Origin of the sequence: Microcoleus sp. AT3-A2 (assembly GCF_036705685.1) — a bacterium.
Taxonomy (GTDB): Bacteria; Cyanobacteriota; Cyanobacteriia; order Cyanobacteriales; family Microcoleaceae; genus Microcoleus.
The window spans coordinates 50,952-64,237 of the sequence record NZ_JAUBVF010000004.1; the positions used below are offsets into that span (position 1 = coordinate 50,952).

Annotated in this window: 14 protein-coding genes; 11 read left to right on the forward strand and 3 right to left on the reverse strand. The window is 43.0% G+C overall.

Annotation, left to right across the window (positions count from 1 at the left end; all coding sequences use genetic code 11):
- The first annotated feature begins 168 nt into the window (after positions 1–168).
- The 5 genes from QUB37_RS04165 (at position 169) to QUB37_RS04185 (ending at position 3,995) form a co-directional block, all read left to right on the forward strand.
- Entirely contained in the window at positions 169–783 is a 615-nt protein-coding gene (locus QUB37_RS04165) for a hypothetical protein (RefSeq protein WP_333042238.1), read from the forward strand.
- Positions 784–1,455: 672 nt separating this feature from the next.
- On the forward strand, positions 1,456–1,785 hold the full coding sequence (locus QUB37_RS04170; protein ID WP_333159388.1) for a hypothetical protein: 330 nt from the start codon (positions 1,456–1,458) through the stop codon (positions 1,783–1,785).
- Complete coding sequence (locus QUB37_RS04175) at positions 1,766–2,062, forward strand: hypothetical protein (RefSeq protein ID WP_333159390.1); 297 nt, start codon at positions 1,766–1,768, stop codon at positions 2,060–2,062. Before QUB37_RS04170 ends, QUB37_RS04175 begins: the two co-directional genes overlap by 20 nt.
- 500 nt (positions 2,063–2,562) lie before the next feature.
- Entirely contained in the window at positions 2,563–3,255 is a 693-nt protein-coding gene (locus tag QUB37_RS04180; RefSeq protein ID WP_333159392.1) for a YqiA/YcfP family alpha/beta fold hydrolase, read from the forward strand.
- 32 nt (positions 3,256–3,287) lie between these two features.
- The gene (locus tag QUB37_RS04185) at positions 3,288–3,995 is read left to right on the forward strand and encodes an ROK family protein (protein WP_333159394.1); all 708 of its coding nucleotides are present in this window, start codon (positions 3,288–3,290) and stop codon (positions 3,993–3,995) included.
- A 179-nt stretch (positions 3,996–4,174) separates the two neighbouring features.
- On the opposite strand, the gene QUB37_RS04190 is transcribed toward QUB37_RS04185, so the two are convergent.
- Positions 4,175–4,459: a WGxxGxxG family protein gene (locus QUB37_RS04190; RefSeq protein WP_333159396.1), complete on the reverse strand. Its 285-nt coding sequence runs from the start codon at positions 4,457–4,459 to the stop codon at positions 4,175–4,177.
- 292 nt (positions 4,460–4,751) lie between these two features.
- On the opposite strand from QUB37_RS04190, the gene QUB37_RS04195 reads away from it, so the two are divergent.
- The 3 genes from QUB37_RS04195 to QUB37_RS04205 are packed head-to-tail and all read left to right on the forward strand — an operon-like array spanning position 4,752 to position 7,819.
- Positions 4,752–5,930 (forward strand): histidinol-phosphate transaminase, encoded by a 1,179-nt coding sequence (locus QUB37_RS04195; RefSeq protein ID WP_333159398.1) that lies wholly within the window; start codon positions 4,752–4,754, stop codon positions 5,928–5,930.
- Between the two features lie 36 nt (positions 5,931–5,966).
- Entirely contained in the window at positions 5,967–7,157 is a 1,191-nt protein-coding gene (locus QUB37_RS04200; protein ID WP_333159400.1) for a DNA cytosine methyltransferase, read from the forward strand.
- A gap of 38 nt (positions 7,158–7,195) precedes the next feature.
- Positions 7,196–7,819 (forward strand): Eco29kI family restriction endonuclease, encoded by a 624-nt coding sequence (locus tag QUB37_RS04205; protein WP_333159402.1) that lies wholly within the window; start codon positions 7,196–7,198, stop codon positions 7,817–7,819.
- Positions 7,820–7,881: 62 nt separating this feature from the next.
- On the opposite strand, the gene QUB37_RS04210 is transcribed toward QUB37_RS04205, so the two are convergent.
- Positions 7,882–8,460 (reverse strand): hypothetical protein, encoded by a 579-nt coding sequence (locus QUB37_RS04210; RefSeq protein ID WP_333159404.1) that lies wholly within the window; start codon positions 8,458–8,460, stop codon positions 7,882–7,884.
- A 58-nt stretch (positions 8,461–8,518) separates the two neighbouring features.
- On the opposite strand from QUB37_RS04210, the gene QUB37_RS04215 reads away from it, so the two are divergent.
- Both QUB37_RS04215 and QUB37_RS04220 read left to right on the forward strand, forming a co-directional pair.
- Positions 8,519–8,944 (forward strand): DUF2358 domain-containing protein, encoded by a 426-nt coding sequence (locus tag QUB37_RS04215; protein WP_333159406.1) that lies wholly within the window; start codon positions 8,519–8,521, stop codon positions 8,942–8,944.
- Positions 8,945–9,109: 165 nt separating this feature from the next.
- Complete coding sequence (locus tag QUB37_RS04220; RefSeq protein ID WP_333159408.1) at positions 9,110–9,523, forward strand: fasciclin domain-containing protein; 414 nt, start codon at positions 9,110–9,112, stop codon at positions 9,521–9,523.
- Positions 9,524–9,712: 189 nt separating this feature from the next.
- Here QUB37_RS04220 and QUB37_RS04225 read toward each other — a convergent pair whose 3' ends face one another.
- Positions 9,713–11,179, reverse strand: coding sequence for a glycoside hydrolase family 13 protein (locus QUB37_RS04225; RefSeq protein WP_333159410.1), 1,467 nt, complete (start codon positions 11,177–11,179; stop codon positions 9,713–9,715).
- A 745-nt stretch (positions 11,180–11,924) separates the two neighbouring features.
- On the opposite strand from QUB37_RS04225, the gene QUB37_RS04230 reads away from it, so the two are divergent.
- The gene (locus QUB37_RS04230) at positions 11,925–13,205 is read left to right on the forward strand and encodes a transposase (protein ID WP_333159412.1); all 1,281 of its coding nucleotides are present in this window, start codon (positions 11,925–11,927) and stop codon (positions 13,203–13,205) included.
- Positions 13,206–13,286 lie beyond the last annotated feature (81 nt).

The window sequence follows — 13,286 nt, forward strand, 5'->3', positions numbered from 1 at the left end:
CAATGCTTCAATCGCTGTTCGCGTTACACAGCAAGGCCTGGAGGCAAGCTCAAGTTCTCCGAAGGGGGGAACTTGAGCTTAAGTTGCCACCAATGGGGTCTTCCTAGTAACGAGAAGCGATCAATTAGCAATTAGCAAATTAGTAATTACTTATTCTTTGGTTTGAAAATGTCTGTTAAACAATCACATTACGAGACTTTACTAGCAGAGTACAGCGAATCTTCTGCCGCGATCGCCCTGCTGAAAAAATATCGGGTTTACATGGAAATGATTCCGAGTATCCGCCGCGCTCATGAGAGTTTAATCACAATTCCTTTGCCAATTGCCCGCTTGCGGGACGGGGTTTCTTATGCGGGAAGCAGCGGCACTAGCATATCGCCCGGGCAGGCAGTTTGTTTGCCCTGCGATTTGGCGATTTTGATGTGTGATCCTGAATGGAAAGTTAAAATTGGAGTGGAAATTTTGATTTTCATTCATCGTCCGGGCGAAGAGTTTTCTGAGTTGCTTGGCCGCTGGCGGCAGTCTCAAGTTTGGCTGGATAAAGGTTACGAATGGGTGATGCCGCAGCGCTACAGACATATTTACAGCGATGAAGCGGAGGCTGTTCATCCGCTATTTGTTTTGTTTGAGGAAACGCCGGAACTGATTCAACGGGGTTTGATGGCGGCTGGTTTGCCGTTTGTGGTGGAAAGTTTCGAGTCTGGGAGTGAGGAAGTAGAGGAAGAAGAGTTTCTGGGTAGCGGGGAACTGGGAAGTATTGGTGAAGAGAGTTTTGATTTGTAGGCTATGTGCGATCGCACATAGCCATCCTATTACTTGAAAAAAAGTAGATTTTTTTTCATCACCTAGTATGCTAAAAATACAATTAAAAACCTAATGAAAATAAAAAATATATAAAATAATGACATCAAGTGTTGACAATACTCCGGACAGTTTTAAAATTAGGGCTGCGATGCCTTCGGCAAGCTTCGCTTACGAAATACAGCAGAGAAGTGAAAAAAATGAGTGCAATCTGAAACCAAAACAAACAGAAAAAAAGGCTCTCTTTTAATTTAAGCTATAAAAATAAGCTATAAAAACACACAAGGTTAACAGATTACATTATGAATATTATGCGCTCCATTTTACAAAAAATAGCCGGGATTAGTTAACCCCAAAAGAAGTTTTTAATCACTTTATTCTTAACCATTTTGCTAGTAAGAAGGCAAGATAAACTTCACGAATCTCAGTCGTTATAGTTATTTGAGCGAAAAACCTACCGGCGTCACTTTCTCAAAAGCTTTAACTTTCCAAAAGTTAATCAATATATCTTCAAAAAAGCCTTAAATCCTGAACACACGGTCATTGCTGTTATTGATTGTTCTTTTTTAAGGAAAACTGGAAAAAAAAACTGACGGTAAGGCTTACTTTTATAATGGTGTAGCGGGTAAATCGGAACAGGGGTTGGAAATTTCTGTGATTTCTATTGTCGAAATTGAGAGTCGTTTATCTTATAGCTTAAGCATACAACAAACTCCATCACGCCCTCAAATAAAGCCCGTGAAAAAAATGCCCCAAAATCGAATAATAGCTGGTTCAAAAAAATCTCGCAAAAAACCGGAGTCTCAAAGCTCAAAACCTGGCATTACAAGAGTCGAGGACTATGCACAACATTTGAAGAATACTCGTTATTTCTTCCCAAGTTCTGTACGTTATTTGGTGGCTGATGGCTATTACTACCGCTCTAAATTCTGGGATGCTGTGCGGGAGTGGAATTTAGACTTTATTGGAAAGCGAGCGAGTTGATGCTAACTTACGCTATCTCTATACCGGTGAACAAAAGAAACTGGGAACCCCTCGTAAATATGATGGTAAGGTTGACTGCCATGATTTGAGTCGTCTGAATTTTGTTAAAGAGATAAAATCGGGAGTTTCATTATATACATTGGAGGTGGGTCGTTTTTGTTTGAATTGCCCAATTAGTTTCGCTTGTATCTCTGAGGTTCAAGCCAATAGTAAAATCAAAAATGCTTTATTATTTAGCATTAATATTCATTTACTCCCTGAGCAAATTTGTGAATAATATTATTAGGCTCATTTCCAGATTGAATCTATTTTTCGTGAGACCAAGCAATTTACGGAATTGTCTGATTGTTAAGCTCGTCATTGGGTACGGCTTGATTTTCATTTTAATGCCAGTCTTATTGCTTTAAATGTAGCCAAAAATCAACTTTATAGTTGTCATTAATCGGCCAAGTCGTTTGTGTTTTCAATGACCTCTTATAAACGTCTGGAATTCAATAAAAACCTACTTTGTACCTTTGTTGGCAAGTTAGATTTAGACCCGGATTTTATTTTAAATCACCCTAACCTTCCTTCAGTCTTGTCTGATGGTACTCTGGCTGCTTAAAAGCTGGCCGGACTATTGTCTAAAAGCATATAATTTAAATCCATGCGACTCCTTAATCTCTGCCAAATATCAGTATATACTTTCTTTGAGTTAGTGTCTTAAGTTTTTTAGTTTAGTTGATGACTCATATTAAGTTAAAATAATTAGTTGGGAAGTCTCATAAAATTTTCTGGATGAATCTACAAAACGATTCGAGTTACATTTATTTACATGGATTTGCTTCAAGTCCCGATTCAGCGAAGGCTAAATATTTCCGAGATCGCTTTTCTTACCTAGGAATTGACCTAAAAACTCCCGATCTCAATCAAAACGATTTTTCGGGGATCACTCTCACCCGCCAATTAAATCAAATAGAAACAGACTTTTTGTCAAGCGAATCCTCCCAATCTCCAACAGAAAATGTAAGAGATATAGGGGGAGTCACTATAATTGGGTCTAGTTTTGGGGGACTGACAGCAGCTTGGTTGGCCCAGCGACAATTGTCAGTAAAGCAAATAGTTTTGTTAGCACCGGCTTTTGACTTTATCTCCCACTGGCTACCACTGTTGGGACAACAACAGTTAGAAAAATGGCAGTCTGAGAAATATTTGCCCGTTTACCACTACGGCGAACAAGGTTATCTGCCGCTGAATTATCAGTTTGTGGCAGATATGGCTCAATACCCTGAAGAAAAATTAATGCGTTCAGTGCCTACGTTAATTCTTCACGGCAACCATGATACAATAATACCGATTCAAGCTAGCAGAGATTTTGCCGCTAACCGTCCCTGGGTGCAATTAATCGAATTAGAAGACGATCATTCTTTGGGAAATGTCCTAGCGGAAATGTGGGAAGCGATTCAAAAGTTTTGCCCATTCAAAAATTAAAATTTGACCAACTTGCAAGTCTTAACAATCAAATGACTGAACAAGATCGATCAACTCGCACCTTAGCCGTTGACATTGGCGGAAGTGGCATCAAAGTTATGGTTTTGGACAATGAAGGCGAACCCCAAACGGAACGCAGCCGTGTAGAAACGCCTCAACCCCCGAAACCCGAACCCGTACTAGAGGCGATCGCCTCTTTAGCCAGCGGACAAGGGGAATTTGACCGAGTATCTGTCGGTTTTCCCGGCGTTGTGCGTCTAGGTGTCATCAAAACTGCAGTGAATTTAGATCCGTCTTGGATAGATTTTGACCTAGAAACTACCCTCAAAGATCGCTTGGGGAAACCTGTGCGAGTGGCTAACGATGCCGATATTCAAGGATTGGGAGCAATTGCTGGGACGGGGGTAGAATTAGTAATTACCCTTGGCACCGGTTTCGGTTCTGCCTTATTTGTCGATGGTGTCTTGGTGCCAAATCTAGAGTTAGGACATCACCCTTTTCGTAAAGGGGAAAGTTACGAACAGCAATTAGGGCGATCGGCATTAGATACAGTCGGTTCCAAAAGATGGAATCGCCGTCTGGAAAAAGCGCTCACCTCTGTGCAAAATCTCTTTAACTGCGATCGCATTTACATCGGTGGTGGCAATACTAAAAAGATAGTTTTTGAGTTACCGCCACAGGTTAAAATAGTACCAAATGTGAGCGGCTTATTGGGCGGGATTGCTTTGTGGCGCGATTGAATAAACTTTGTGTGTGGCAAAAATGGCTATCAATACCAAAGAAACCGGATTTTTTGCTCGGATTAAAGGCAATAATCCAGTCTTTCGGTAAAAAAACCGGTTTCTGAATCCATGAGGGTTGATTTGGTTTTTGGCTTGTGCGTTAGCGCAGCCCTCGAAGAGAATAGCCGTTTAAAAAATTATTCGCCCATCGGATCGCGGTAGCGTTTGGGTTCATCCTTGCGAAACAGATTCGCCAAACCGAGGATGCCCAACAAACCCAAAGCACCCCAATGATTGTTGTCGCGTCTGCTTTCTTGAAATGGAGTTCTGTCTAGAACAACTCCATTAGAATCAGTATTATTCTGTGCCGGAGCTGACTCCGTTTGAGCTGAGGCAGGCATAGCTGAAGGGAGAACAGCCAAACTCAAAGCTATGAGGGTAGCGGCGGTATTTTTAGATATATCGGAAGGCTTGACTTTCATACTCGGTTTCCAAATATCAGGAGTTACTTTATAAGAATAATCAATTGGCGACAACCGACACATCAATCGAGCGACAGAAACTTACTTCCCTCTCTTCTGTTGCTTTCGAGATAGAAAAGGCTATATCCTAAGTTTAGACGCCTTTGATACAGCATTCGTAAGTCGGCATTAGGCAGAAATTTCAGCAGGGAGGTAAAAAATGAAAATTTTTGCCTTCGTAATTTTTCTTGACTTTTGCCTTCAGCCTTGCTTTCTAAGGTGACAATCTAAATCAAAAGTTTAAAATCATACCATGCTTCCCTTTATCCGAAAAGACTTAGCCGAACTTACCGCATACACTCCCCATCCGGGGGGCGCGTCAGGAGAATCAGCGCACTCGGAAAGTGTACTCGATCGCCTCGATACCAATGAATGCCCCTACGACTTGCCAGAAGAATTAAAAAAAAAGCTAGCTTGGACTTACCAGCAATTAATTGAGACAAATCGTTATCCCGACGGAGGCCACGCAGCGCTCAAAGAGGCGATCGCCGAATACGTCAATGAATCCCTAAATGTCCCCCCGCTTAACCAGGGGAGTGGGGGCGGTACACTACCAAAAACCTCCATTACAGCCGACAATATTTCTGTGGGCAACGGTTCCGACGAACTAATTCGATCCATCTTAATAGCTACTTGTTTGGGCGGTGGCGGCTCTATTTTTGTTGCGAATCCCACCTTTTCGATGTATGGAATAATCGCCCAAACCCTCGGAATTCCCGTTGTGAGTGTTCAGCGGAAAGAGGAGAATTTTGAAATCGATATCGAGGCTGCTAAAAGGGCGATCTTCCAAAATCAAAATCCCCCCGTGCGCGCCGTTTTCGTCGTTCATCCCAATTCCCCCACAGCCAATGCTTTGACAACCGATGAAATAGAATGGTTGTCAACTTTACCCGAAGAGATATTAGTAGTAATTGACGAAGCCTATTTTGAATTCAGCCAAAATACTTTAGCAGACCAATTGCACTATCACCCGAATTGGATAATTTTACGCACATTTTCCAAAGCGTTTCGACTAGCCTCTATGAGAGTCGGATATGCGATCGCCCATCCCGAACTCACAGCCACCTTAGAAAAAATCCGCCTCCCCTACAACCTTCCCAGTTTCTCGCAAACTGCAGCCGAGTTAGCTCTAGCGCAGCGGCAGTTATTGCTAGCAACCATTCCCGAAACTCTATCAGAAAGAGCCAAATTAATTGCAGCGCTAACTCAGCATCAAAAATTGCAAGTTTGGCCGAGTGCGGCTAACTTCGTTTACCTGCAGGTGAAAGCCGGCGATCGTAATTTAGCCGAAACTGAACACAAACAAATCATGCAGCAGCTAAAAGAGGGAGGTACTTTAATTAGGCATACTGGCGGAGGTTTGCGAATTACGGTGGGTAGCCCGGAGGAAAATCAGCGGACAGTCGATCGAATTGGAGCGATTTTCGATTAAAATTAATATCCACCGTTGCTCAATACAATGCTAATAATGAACTCTGTAGAACTATTTAGCGGAGCAGGAGGCTTAGCAATAGGCGTATCAAAAGCAGGCTTTTGTCACAAAGCAGTTATCGATCTGGACAAAAACGCCTGCGAGACAATTCGCGAAAATCAGCGGCGGGGTGTAAAAGTGCTCGCCAACTGGTCTGTTTTTGAGACAGATATCGCTAAATTCGATTTTACATCCCTAGAAGTCAAAGGTGGGGTAGACCTCCTAACTGGAGGGCCGCCGTGTCAGCCTTTTTCTGTAGGAGGAAAACACTGCGGAAGTGAAGACGAGCGAAATATGTTTCCGCACTTTTTTCGCGCCGTGCGAGAACTCAAACCCAAGGCATTTGTTATCGAAAATGTTAAAGGTTTATTACGTTCCTCCTTCACTAAATATTTTGAGTATATTGTCCTACAACTCACTTATCCAGAAGTGGTACAAAGACTGGATGAGGATTGGCTCCATCACCTGTCCCGGTTAGAACAGCATCATACCGCCGGTCGCGGTGAGGGACTATCATACCGTGTAGTGTTTCGCTTACTCAACGCGGCAGACTACGGCATTCCCCAAAAGCGCGAAAGGGTTTTTATTGTAGGTTTTCGCTCGGATTTAGGATTAGAGTGGTCTTTTCCTGAACCAACTTGTTCTCAGGAAGCCTTGCATTGGGAGCAATGGGTGACTGGCAATTATTGGGAGCGCAATCAAATCTCTAACAGCGATCGTCCAGACATACCTAGCAAGCTTTCCTCGCGCATCTTCAATCTTCAGTTCAATCTGTTTCCACCTCAAAAACAGCCTTGGCGCACTGTGCGGGATGCCATTTCGGACTTACCACAAGAAGGCAATAAAGAAAGCCAAAACAGCGTACTAAATCACATTTTTATACCAGGAGCCAGAAAGTATCCAGGCCATACAGGCAGCTTGTTAGATGAACCAGCTAAAACTTTAAAAGCAGGAGTTCACGGGGTCCCTGGAGGAGAAAATATGTTAGTTGATCCCACGGGACAGGTGCGTTACTTTACGCTTCGCGAAGCTGCTAGACTGCAAACTTTCCCTGACGAATACTTCTTTCCTCACAGTTGGACAGAAACTATGAAGCAGTTGGGGAATGCTGTACCAGTCGGTTTGGCAGAAGTTATTGCCTCTAGGATTAGATCGCGACTGGAGACAGTTAGAACAGCGAGAGTGTAGTCAATGAATTTGAGATTTTAGATTTGAGAATTTACTCTATGCTCGAAGTATTTAGAGTCCCGCCAGATTTACAAGAAAACTTAATCGCTTTCTGTGGCAGGCAAAATTGTTATAATCTCCAGGAACTCGATCGTGTCAGGGAGGATTTGATCCAATATTGCGGAGCATATTTGCTGTACTACCAGGGCGACTTCTCAATGTATAACCTTATTAAACAGGCAAACTTGAGTAAGTGCTGTCTGCCAATTTATGTAGGTAAAGCAGCTCCGGGCGGTCGTCGGACGGGGCGTACAACTATTGGCAACACTCTTTACGGACGCTTGTCAGAGCATAGAAAATCTATTGAAGCTGTAGACAATCTAAAAATTGAGGATTTTGCGTTCAAAGTCGCGCCGATGGAAATTGATTTAGTTTCATGGGGAGAAGCAGTGTTGATCCGTCACTTCAGCCCTGTTTGGAATAGAGAAATATCGGGATTCGGGATACATGACCCTGGAAGTGGGCGAGCAGGGCAAAAACGTTCTGTATGGGATAGATTGCACCTCGGTCGCACTTTTGCCACCAAGCTTCCTGTAGGGAATACTCCGCTCGATATGGATGCTTTGTCGGTTAGTATAACACAGCATTGTCAGCGGATGATAGAAGAGTTAGGGTGTCCTTAATTTGGCATCTGATTTGATAGTTTGCAGCCACAGGCTAGAATTGGGAAATAGATAAAATATTTTCATCCTCGATCGTTTCCTTGCCGTGCCGCGCGAATGGTTTGAGGAAATACGCCTACTAAAAGTGCCAAAGCTTCATCGGAAATTTGTGCCACCGTTTCCGAATCCAAATATTGTTCAAACTGAGTTAAAACCATTTGTGCGCGTTCCAAAGCTGCCGGCTTTGCCGTTAACTGTTCCATTAACCGCACCCACTGCCGCCGAATTCCAAAAGCTTTCTGTATTTCTTCGGGAGAGTGAGGGCAAACCAAACAAAAATCGCCCACGGGAATAGCCTGCTGAGAGTCAACCTCAAAAGCGCCCCCAACGGCAGCCCCAGGCCCGGCAAACTCCGCGTGGAAGCGTTTAATCAGAATTAGGCCGTTCCGGCGACGGCTATCTACCATCAACAGCTTGCCGCTGTTGATTTCTGCGAGAATGTCAGAGGAGTGGGGGTGTTCTGTCAAATCTGTGCCAAGGTTTCGATGTCGCAAGTCCGGGTCAGCAGAAAGGCCGAGGGGGACAATATAATTAGAGGTAAGATTAGAGCTGGATGAAGTATCAATTTTTTTCTCCTCCCGCTGCCGATCGAGATTATTCATTTAAAGTTATAAATTAATACTGTCACAAGGTGGTAGTTTGAGCGCGAGCGAATATCAAATGCAGGTAGAACAAGCAGTAGATACCCTGAAAGCGGATCTCCCGACGCTTTTTGAGAAAGACATCTCCTACGACATCTACACAAAAGATGTTTATTTTCAAGACCCTGTTAACAAATTTAAAGGAAAAATCAACTATCGCATTATCTTTTGGACTCTGCGATTTCACGGGCAGCTATTCTTTAACGAGATTTACTTCGACCTCCACGACGTAGGTCAGACAGCCCCTGATACTATTGTGGCAAATTGGACTGTTCGCGGGACACTGCGGCTTCCCTGGAAAGCTCGGATTTTTTTTAACGGCTACTCTACTTATAAACTGGATAAAGACGGCTTAATTTACGAACATATCGACACCTGGGACAGAGATCCCGGAGAGATTTTAAAGCAGTTTTTCCGCAAGGGAGAGGAGGGGACCCAAGTATAAGCCAAAAAGGTCGATCGGGCCGAGGCATCAGGGTCGGCAACCGAGTTAACTTATAATGACTAAAATAATCATCATCCCTCCGATTCATTTTCTGCTATTTGTAAATTGCTAAAATGATTGTCGCCTCTGATTCATTTTCTGCTATTTGCACTCCTGAAAAACATCATGGCTGATATTGTTGAGACTGCCACAAATGCCGGTTCTTTCAAAACCCTCGTGACTGTTATTAAAGCGGCTGGTTTGTTAGATTTATTGCAAAGTCCGGGCCCCTACACCGTCTTAGCACCAACTGATGAGGCATTTGCCAAAATTCCTACGAACACTATTGCCTCTTGGCTGGAAGACATACCCAAGCTCAAGAAAATTCTGACTTATCACATTCTGTTTGGCGAGGTACTAACTGAGAACTTGCTTGAGTTAAGTTCTGCTGAAACAGTGGAAGGTTCTGTGGTAGGAATTGATACTTCTGACGGCATTAAAGTCAATGATGCTAAAGTTATCACTCCAGATATTCTTGCCGACAATGGCGTCATTCATATCATTGATGCGGTGCTAATACCAGCATTGGTTGCAGCATAATCAAACTTGTGGTATCTCTAAATTTAGTAGGGTGCTTATGGGCGCACCTTACATTTTAAACTAGAGAACTTACGCAAGTGTCACAATGAGTAAGATGCGTCAGAGTCCAAACCATCGCTCATCCGTCCATAACTCGGTCTGACGCACCCTACAAGTCGATTGGATCGTGACACTTGCGTAATTGCTGAACTAATTATCCGAACCTAAAATCAATCCTGAGCGCCCCGGCAGCATCAATTCTAAAAGGCGAGTTTCCCCGTCACCTTTCCAAACAAACTCGCCTTTACCAAACAGCAATTTATCGTGAGGAGATTTCAGATTAGCTGGCTCAAAGCTAATATTAGCTTCTTCTGTCGCGACATTGACAGCAACAACTATTTCCTCATCCCCCAAAATTCGGGCAAAAACGTAAACCGTTCCCTCAGCAAACAGAACTTGGTACGATCCAGTGCGGAGGGCCGCATATTTGTGCCGCAAAGCTATCAACTGCTTGTGATAATCTAAAACATCAAGTTCCCAGCGAGCTTGTAAGGGAAAACTGCGGCGAGAATCGGGATCGAGAGCACCGGGCAAACCAACTTCATCGCCGTAGTAAATGCTAGGAGCTCCGGGAAAAGTTAACAGCAGCAAAGTTGCGAGTTCGACGCTAGCTTTATCGCCTCCTGCAATTGTTAACAACCTCGCAGTATCGTGACTGGCCAACAAATTAAGTTGAGTTAGCTGTATCGGCCACGGGTACATTTCCAAAACCTGCTGAATTTTGTCGCCGTACTCTTTAGCAAAAAGCGGCGGATAGGGATGGTAAGCACGGCCTTCAATTTGAGTTAAATCAACCCTGTCGCCCGCTGCAAAAGCAATAGTCGGTGCAGCAAAAAGATAATTCATTACCCCGTCAAATTGAGTGCCGTCGAGCCATTCTGTCGCATCTTCCCAAACTTCGCCCACAATGTAAGCTTCGGGATTAACTGCTTTAACTCGGTCTCGAAATTCCTGCCAAAATCCCGGGGTTTTAATTTCAAAAGGAACGTCCAGGCGCCAGCCATCGACGCCGAATTTAATCCAATATTCGGCGATTTCCATGATGTATTCTCGCACTTCTGGATTCTCGTGATTGAATACAGGAAGGGCTCGATTCCCATCCCAACCGGCATAATTAGCAGGAAAATTGCCGTCGTAGGCAGATAACGGCCAGCCTTCAATTTTAAACCAATCGAGCCAAGGAGAACCGGGGCCGTTTTCGAGGATGTCGTGGAAGAAGAAAAAGCCGCGGCTGGCGTGGTTGAATACGCCGTCTAGGACGATTTTGATATTGCGATCGTGAGCTGCGTCTAGAAGCTCTTTAAAAGCTGGATTGCCACCCAACATCGGATCGACTTGATAGTAGTCGTGGGTGTGGTAGCGGTGATTGCTGGCCGACTGAAATATGGGGGTGAAGTAAATTGCGTTAATGCCTAAGTCTTGCAAGTAGTCTAGCTGTTCCATCACGCCCCACAAGTCGCCACCTTTGTAGCCTTGCAGGGTGGGGATTGCGTGCCATTCTTCCCACATGAAGTTTTGCAGCATGCGTTTGCGGGGCTGTTTGCTTTTGGCGAAGCGATCGGGGAATATTTGGTAGAATACTGCGTTTTTAACCCAGTCCGGCGTTTGAATTTGCATACACTTTTTCTAGCTTTTACGGCTTAGGCTACAGTAGCAGAGGTTTCTAGGGGATCTAACTTTTGGTAGAGAATAGACACTTTATCCCATTTTGTCGATCGACAAATTGTAAAAAATTACACAAATTTGCACTCAATCTAAGATGGAAAACTGACTCTACCTAAAAATTTATCGTCCCGGCGGGCGGTGCTTTCTGACTGGTGTGGAGTCGGACCAACTCAGATAACAGGAGCGCCAGCCAAAAGAACCGGATCAAATTCCAGCAGAACCAGAGTGCGAAGAAGGGCCCATACAGAGTGTCAGCGGGCGTGGCGGTGCGATCATCAACCTGCCTTGAAAAAGAACAATACCGCCATGAGCCTCGATCGAGAAATTGCCAAAACGGGGAATTTACCCAAAAAACTTGTAATTAACAGCCCAAACCCCGAACCTTATTCTTTTGTTAAACTGCCCTTATTTATTCAGGGGTGTTTTAACTCACACATCCCAATTTTTTTTAAAATCAATTATTGATTGAGGGGTATTTTAACTCACAACTCAAAAGCCATAACTCCAGCCCCGGACACACTCCAACTCTTCTAAACCGGTTTTTTTTAACTCTTATTGAGCAATACTTCGGACAGTTTTGGAACAGGGACGCTCCCCGAACAGAGACAAAAAATTCCTGGAATTTTAACCGAAACTCCCAAAAAAAGGCACTTTTTAGATTAAGCTCAAAAAATAGACGAACTTAAAAAAATGCCTGATGAATATTCTAGAATCAATTTTACAACAAATGTCAGGGATTAGTCAATCCCAAAAAAAGTTTATGGTGACCTTGTTTTCCACCATATTGCTTGTTTATGGCAAGGTAAACTTTACCAATCTGAGCCGTTACAGTTCGTTGAGTGAAAAAACTTATCGTCGGCATTTTTTGAAAAACTTTGATTTCGCAGAATTTAATCAATACTTTATCAATAAAGCCTTGGATTCTGAGCAAACTATTATTGCTGTAATCGATTGTTCATTTATTGACAAGAGTGGCAAAAAAACTGAAGGGAAAGCTAGCTTTTATAATGGTGTAGCTGGCAGACCAGAAGAGGGATTAGAAATTTCTGTAATTTCTGTGGTCGAAGTCGAAACTCATTTGTCTTATAGTGTGAGTGTACAACAAACACCCTGGCGTCCTCCCACAGAACTACCCAAAAATCCCCTCACTGCTCAAAGGAAAAGAAAATCAAAAAAACCAACTAAAAAAAAAGCACGACTATGCTCAACGCCTGAGATAACAAGAGTTGACGACTATGCTCAACATTTAAAAAAAACCCGTTCTTTATTGCCAGAATCTGTACGCTATTTGGTAGCTGATGGTTATTATTGCCGCGCTAAGTTCTGGGATGCTGTACGAAATTCAAATTTAAATTTGATTAGTAAATTACGCTCAGATGCCAACTTAAAGTACCTCTATACAGGTGAAAAAAATAAAATATGTGCACCTCGTAAATACGATGGAAAAGTAGAATGTAATAAGTTAAAAAACTTAACCTTCATCAAAGAATTTCAACCGGGAGTTAAGCTTTACTCATTAGTAGTATGGAGTGTTTCTTTAAAATGCAAAATACGTTTAGCTTGTCTTTCAGAACTCCAACCCAATGGTAAAATCAAAAATATTTTATTATTCAGCACTGATATCGAGCTGACGGGTGAGCAAATACTTGAGTATTATCAGGCTCGTTTTCAGATTGAGTTTATTTTTCGTGATGCCAAACAATTTACGGGCTTATCCAATTGTCAATCTCGTAGTGGTCAATGCCTTGATTTTCATTTTAACGCCAGTCTAATTGCTTTAAATTTAGCCAAATATGAAGCTTATAATCGTCATTCATCTCCCAAGCCATTCGTGTTTTCCATGACCTCTTATAAACGCCGTGAATTCAATAGGCATATACTTTACACCTTTATTGATAAGTTAGATTTAGACCGGAATTTAATTTTAAATCACCCTAACCTTCCGTCAGTCCTATCCTATGGTACTCTCGCTGCTTAAAAACTGTCCGAAGTATTGATTGAGGGTGCGAAGAAGTATTTGGATTAAACAACCCGGTTTGTGGGTAAGCGACTCAACTCA

Excerpts from the sequence above, each read along its gene's own strand:
- QUB37_RS04225 (WP_333159410.1), bottom strand. The coding sequence starts at position 11,179 with ATGCAAATTCAAACGCCGGACTGGGTTAAAAACGCAGTATTCTACCAA.
- QUB37_RS04210 (WP_333159404.1), bottom strand. The coding sequence starts at position 8,460 with ATGAATAATCTCGATCGGCAGCGGGAGGAGAAAAAAATTGATACTTCA.
- QUB37_RS04215 (WP_333159406.1), top strand. The coding sequence starts at position 8,519 with ATGCAGGTAGAACAAGCAGTAGATACCCTGAAAGCGGATCTCCCGACG.
- QUB37_RS04195 (WP_333159398.1), top strand. The coding sequence starts at position 4,752 with ATGCTTCCCTTTATCCGAAAAGACTTAGCCGAACTTACCGCATACACT.
- QUB37_RS04205 (WP_333159402.1), top strand. The coding sequence starts at position 7,196 with ATGCTCGAAGTATTTAGAGTCCCGCCAGATTTACAAGAAAACTTAATC.
- QUB37_RS04200 (WP_333159400.1), top strand. The coding sequence starts at position 5,967 with ATGAACTCTGTAGAACTATTTAGCGGAGCAGGAGGCTTAGCAATAGGC.
- QUB37_RS04180 (WP_333159392.1), top strand. The coding sequence starts at position 2,563 with ATGAATCTACAAAACGATTCGAGTTACATTTATTTACATGGATTTGCT.
- QUB37_RS04190 (WP_333159396.1), bottom strand. The coding sequence starts at position 4,459 with ATGAAAGTCAAGCCTTCCGATATATCTAAAAATACCGCCGCTACCCTC.
- QUB37_RS04185 (WP_333159394.1), top strand. The coding sequence starts at position 3,288 with ATGACTGAACAAGATCGATCAACTCGCACCTTAGCCGTTGACATTGGC.
- QUB37_RS04220 (WP_333159408.1), top strand. The coding sequence starts at position 9,110 with ATGGCTGATATTGTTGAGACTGCCACAAATGCCGGTTCTTTCAAAACC.
- QUB37_RS04230 (WP_333159412.1), top strand. The coding sequence starts at position 11,925 with ATGAATATTCTAGAATCAATTTTACAACAAATGTCAGGGATTAGTCAA.
- QUB37_RS04165 (WP_333042238.1), top strand. The coding sequence starts at position 169 with ATGTCTGTTAAACAATCACATTACGAGACTTTACTAGCAGAGTACAGC.